Source organism: Sphingomonas sp. URJC2 (genome assembly GCF_059803575.1).
In genome coordinates, this window is record NZ_JAPFGX010000072.1 from 1 (window position 1) to 4161 (window position 4161).

Genomic DNA, 4161 nt, shown 5'->3' on the forward strand with positions numbered 1-4161 from the left:
CGCCCGGCCAGCCCGCCCCGGCCGGCGCACGCGTCCGGCGACGCCACGCCGCACCGTGCCGAACGCCCGCGCCGCACCGACAATGCTCAGGCGGCCCAGCCGGACGAAGGCTGGAACGGCCCCGTGCCGTCTTTCCTGTCGGTCGGCTTCACGGTCTGATTCCGGCGGCCCCTGCCGGGGCCGGCGCATCATCCGAACAGTCTGGCGGGCATCAGCTGCGCAGATAGCGGTCGCGAAAGCCGTTCGCGAATGCGGTCAGCCGCCCTTCGGCAATCGCGGCGCGCAGATCGGCCATCAGCGCCTGATAGAAAAAGATATTATGCTCGGTCATCAGCATCGCGCCCAGGATTTCCCCGGCGCGGACGAGGTGATGCAGATAGGCGCGGCTCCACCGCGCACAGACCGGACAGGCGCAATCGGGGTCGAGCGGCCCCTGATCCTCGGCAAAACGGGCATTGCGGATGTTGATCGGCCCGTCGCGGGTAAAGGCCTGGCCGGTGCGGCCGCTGCGCGTCGGCAGCACGCAGTCGAACATGTCGATCCCGCGTTCGACCGCGCCGACAATGTCGTCGGGCTTGCCGACACCCATCAGATAGCGCGGCCGGTCGGCGGGCAGCTGGCCGGGCGCGTAATCGAGCACGCCGAACATCGCCTCCTGCCCCTCGCCCACCGCCAGCCCGCCGACCGCATAGCCGTCAAAGCCGATATCGATCAGCGCATCGGCCGAGGCGCGGCGCAACCCTTCGTCAAGCGCGCCCTGCTGGATGCCGAACTGGGCGGCGCGCTCGGCATGGGCGCCGCCATCCAGAAAGGCGGTGCGCGACCGCCGCGCCCAGCGCATCGAACGCTCCATCGCCGCCGCCTGCACGTCGCGGGCCGATGTCGCCGGCACCAGCTCGTCAAACGCCATGACGATATCCGAATCGAGCAGCCGCTGGATCTCGGTCGAGCGTTCGGGGGTGATCAGATGGCGCGCCCCGTCCAGATGCGATTTGAACGCCACCCCCTCTTCCGACCGGCGGGTCAGATCGGCCAGGCTCATCACCTGATAGCCGCCACTGTCGGTCAGGATCGGCCGGTCCCAGCCCATGAAACCGTGCAGCCCGCCCAGCCGGGCGACGCGCTCGGCCCCCGGGCGCAGCATCAGGTGATAGGTGTTGCCAAGGATGATGTCGGCACCCGCCGCGCGCACATCGCCGGGCTTCATCGCCTTCACGGTGGCGGCGGTGCCGACCGGCATGAAGGCGGGGGTGCGAATGTCGCCGCGCTGCATGGCGATCACGCCGGTGCGCGCGCGGCCGTCGGTCGCGGTGATCTGGAAGGAGAAACGCTCGGTCATGGCCGAAAGCCTTTGGCAGGCCGCGCGGCGCTCTGCTAGCCCTTGGGGAAATGGCCGCATCATGGCCGGGACGGATCAGGGGGGCGTTGCTTGGGCGGTCAGGTCGACGGGGAACAGGTCAGGCCCGGCGGGCCTTATGCCTGGTATGTGCTGACGATCCTGGTGATCGTTTATGTGCTCAACTTCATCGACCGGCAGATCCTGAGCATCCTTGCGGAGGACGTGAAGCGCGATCTGGGGCTGAGCGATGCCGATCTCGGCTTTCTGTTCGGCACCGCATTCGGTGTTTTCTATGCGCTGTTCGGGATCCCGCTCGGACGGCTGGCCGATAGCTGGCACCGGGTGCGGCTGATGACCATCGGCCTTGCGCTCTGGTCGGCGATGACCGCCCTGTCAGGCCTGTGCCGCACCGGCTGGCAGCTCAGCCTTGCGCGGATCGGCGTCGGCGTCGGCGAGGCGACGGCATCGCCCTGCGCCTATTCGATCCTGTCCGACTATTTCCCGCGCGAGCAGCGGGCGACCGCGCTCGCCGTCTATTCCTCGGGCATCTATATCGGCGGCGGCCTGTCGCTGTTCATCGGCGGCGCGATCGTGCAGGCGTGGAACGCCGCCTATCCGGGCGGCGGGCCGCTCGGCCTGGTCGGCTGGCAAGCGGCGTTCATGGCGGTCGGCCTGCCCGGCGTGCTGCTGGCGCTGTGGGTGGCGACACTGAAAGAGCCGGTGCGCGGCCTGTCGGACGGGATGCCGACGCCGGTCTCGCCCTCCCCGTTCCGCGATTTTGCCGGCGAACTGGTGACGATCATCCCGCCCTTCACGCTGATCGGCGCGGCGCGGCGCGGTGCCATGGCGCTGGGGATCAACGTGCTTGCCGCAGCGCTTGCCGGCGGTTTTGCGCTCGGCATGATCCGGCTGACGGGGTCGGTGCCGCAATGGAGCGCGGTCGCGCTGGGCGGCTATGCGGTGTTTTCCTGGGCCAGCGCGCTGCGCAGCCGCGATCTGCCGACCTTCCGGCTGATCTGGGGGACGCCGGCATTCCTCTATGTCGCGCTCGGCTATGGGCTGATCGCCTTTACCTCCTATGCGATTTCGTTGTGGGCCGCACCCTATGCCGAACGCGTGCTGGGCGAGCCCAAGGCGACCGTCGGCTTCGTGCTCGGCGGCGGCGCGGCGCTGGGCGGGTTTCTGGGCGTCGTGCTGGGCGGGCGGCTGGCCGATCACTGGCGGCGGCGCAATCCCGCCGGGCGCATCCCGGTGATCCTGATCGGCATCATCGGACCGGTGGTGCCGATCATCCTCGCCTATTCAACGGGAAGCGCGCCGCTATTCTACGCGCTGTCATTCCTGATCCAGCTGCTTGCCAGCAGCGCGCTCGGCGCGGCAGCGGCGACGACCCAGGATCTGGTGCTGCCGCGGATGCGCGGCACAGCAACCGCCACCTTCTTCATCGCCACGACCTTGGTCGGCCTGGCGTTCGGGCCGTGGTTTACCGGCTATGTGTCGGGGCTGAGCGGCAGCCTGCGCACCGGCATCCTCGCGCTGCTGGCTGTGGCGCCGATCTCGGTGCTGCTGCTGCTGCTCGCCTATCGCGCTTTGCCGGCGGCGGAGGCCAGCGTTGCTGAGCGGGCGCGGCGCGCGGGCGAGCCGAACTGACGGACAACGCCCGGACCGGACGCCCGGGGCCGCAGCCATCGTCGCGCAAAGCGCCGCGCTATTTGGGCTGAACGACGCCGCAGGCGATGCGCCCGCCGCTGTTGCCGCTGGGATCGGTGCGGTAGTCATCGGCCCCGGCATGTACGACCAGCGCCCCGCCATCTTCGTCCAGCAAGCCGCCGGGCCCGCCCAGCCGCGCACCGGCAATCACAAAGCGCAGCGTGCCGCGCCCTTTCGGTCCCACGATCAGATTGGGCAGATCGCCGGCATGGGCACCCTTGGGATTGTCGCGGCCATGGGCATGGCCGGTCGGGTTCCAATGGCCACCGGCCGAAGCGAAATCGGGGGCGAGGCAGCGCCCGACCATATGCAGGTGAAGACCATGCGGCCCGGGCGGCAGGCCGCGGCCGCGCACCGACACCTGCAATCCCGCCGACGTCTCGCGCAGCACCGCATCGCCGAGCTCGCGCCCGTCAGGGCCGCTCAACATGACGTTCGCGCGGGCCAGCGGGGCAGCCGCCTGCACCCCTGACTCCATGGCCAGAATGCCAGGAGCGACCAGTGCAGCCATCACCATAAACCGACCGACTGTCATCATCTGATCCTCCTGTCGTCGACATCACATCGCAGCCACGGCGCGCCACCGCTGATCGTTCGCACCGCAGGCAGCAGATGCGATCAACAAACTCTGCCTGCAAGATAACAATAAAAAAGGGCCGGTCGTTCCCGACCGGCCCTTCATCATCAAGCCATCAGGCCAGATTACATGCCCGAACCCGGACCGTAGGTGATTTCCACACGGCGGTTCTGCAGTTCACGGACGCCGTCCGCAGTCTGCACGCGCAGGTTGGTTTCACCGAACGCCTGCGTCGTCACGACGCCTTCCGGAATGCCGCGGCCGGCCATATAGGCCTTCACCGCATCGGCACGGCGCTGCGACAGGCCGAGGTTGTACTTGGGCGTACCCGACGTGTCGGTGTAGCCGGCCAGCATGACCTGGGCGTTGCCGCAATCACGATAGGACGTGATCGCGTTGTCGAGGATCGACGCCGCTTCCGGAGTCACGACCGACGCATTCCATTCGAAGAACACGATGTACGGCCCCGGTGCGCAGACCGCTGCCGGGGGCGGCGGCGGGGGCGGGGGCGGGGGCGGGGGCGGCGGGGGAGGCG

General features: G+C 69.0%; 4 protein-coding genes. 1 reads left to right on the top strand and 3 read right to left on the bottom strand.

Translation table 11 applies throughout. The features are described from left to right. Nucleotides 1-211: 211 nt before the first annotated feature. Nucleotides 212-1339, bottom strand: a complete 1128-nt coding sequence (gene tgt, locus OPU66_RS14740) for a tRNA guanosine(34) transglycosylase Tgt (RefSeq protein ID WP_498554407.1) — start codon at nucleotides 1337-1339, stop codon at nucleotides 212-214. A gap of 90 nt (nucleotides 1340-1429) precedes the next feature. Between tgt and OPU66_RS14745 the strand changes: the two genes are divergently transcribed. After that, a complete protein-coding gene (locus tag OPU66_RS14745) occupies nucleotides 1430-2989 on the top strand; it encodes a spinster family MFS transporter (protein WP_498554408.1) in 1560 nt (519 codons plus the stop codon). A 58-nt stretch (nucleotides 2990-3047) separates the two neighbouring features. Here OPU66_RS14745 and OPU66_RS14750 read toward each other — a convergent pair whose 3' ends face one another. Continuing rightward, nucleotides 3048-3587, bottom strand: a complete 540-nt coding sequence (locus OPU66_RS14750) for a superoxide dismutase family protein (RefSeq protein ID WP_498554409.1) — start codon at nucleotides 3585-3587, stop codon at nucleotides 3048-3050. 164 nt (nucleotides 3588-3751) lie between these two features. Then, nucleotides 3752-4161 (bottom strand): OmpA family protein (locus OPU66_RS14755; RefSeq protein WP_498554410.1); only part of this gene is annotated, 410 nt, incomplete at its 5' end.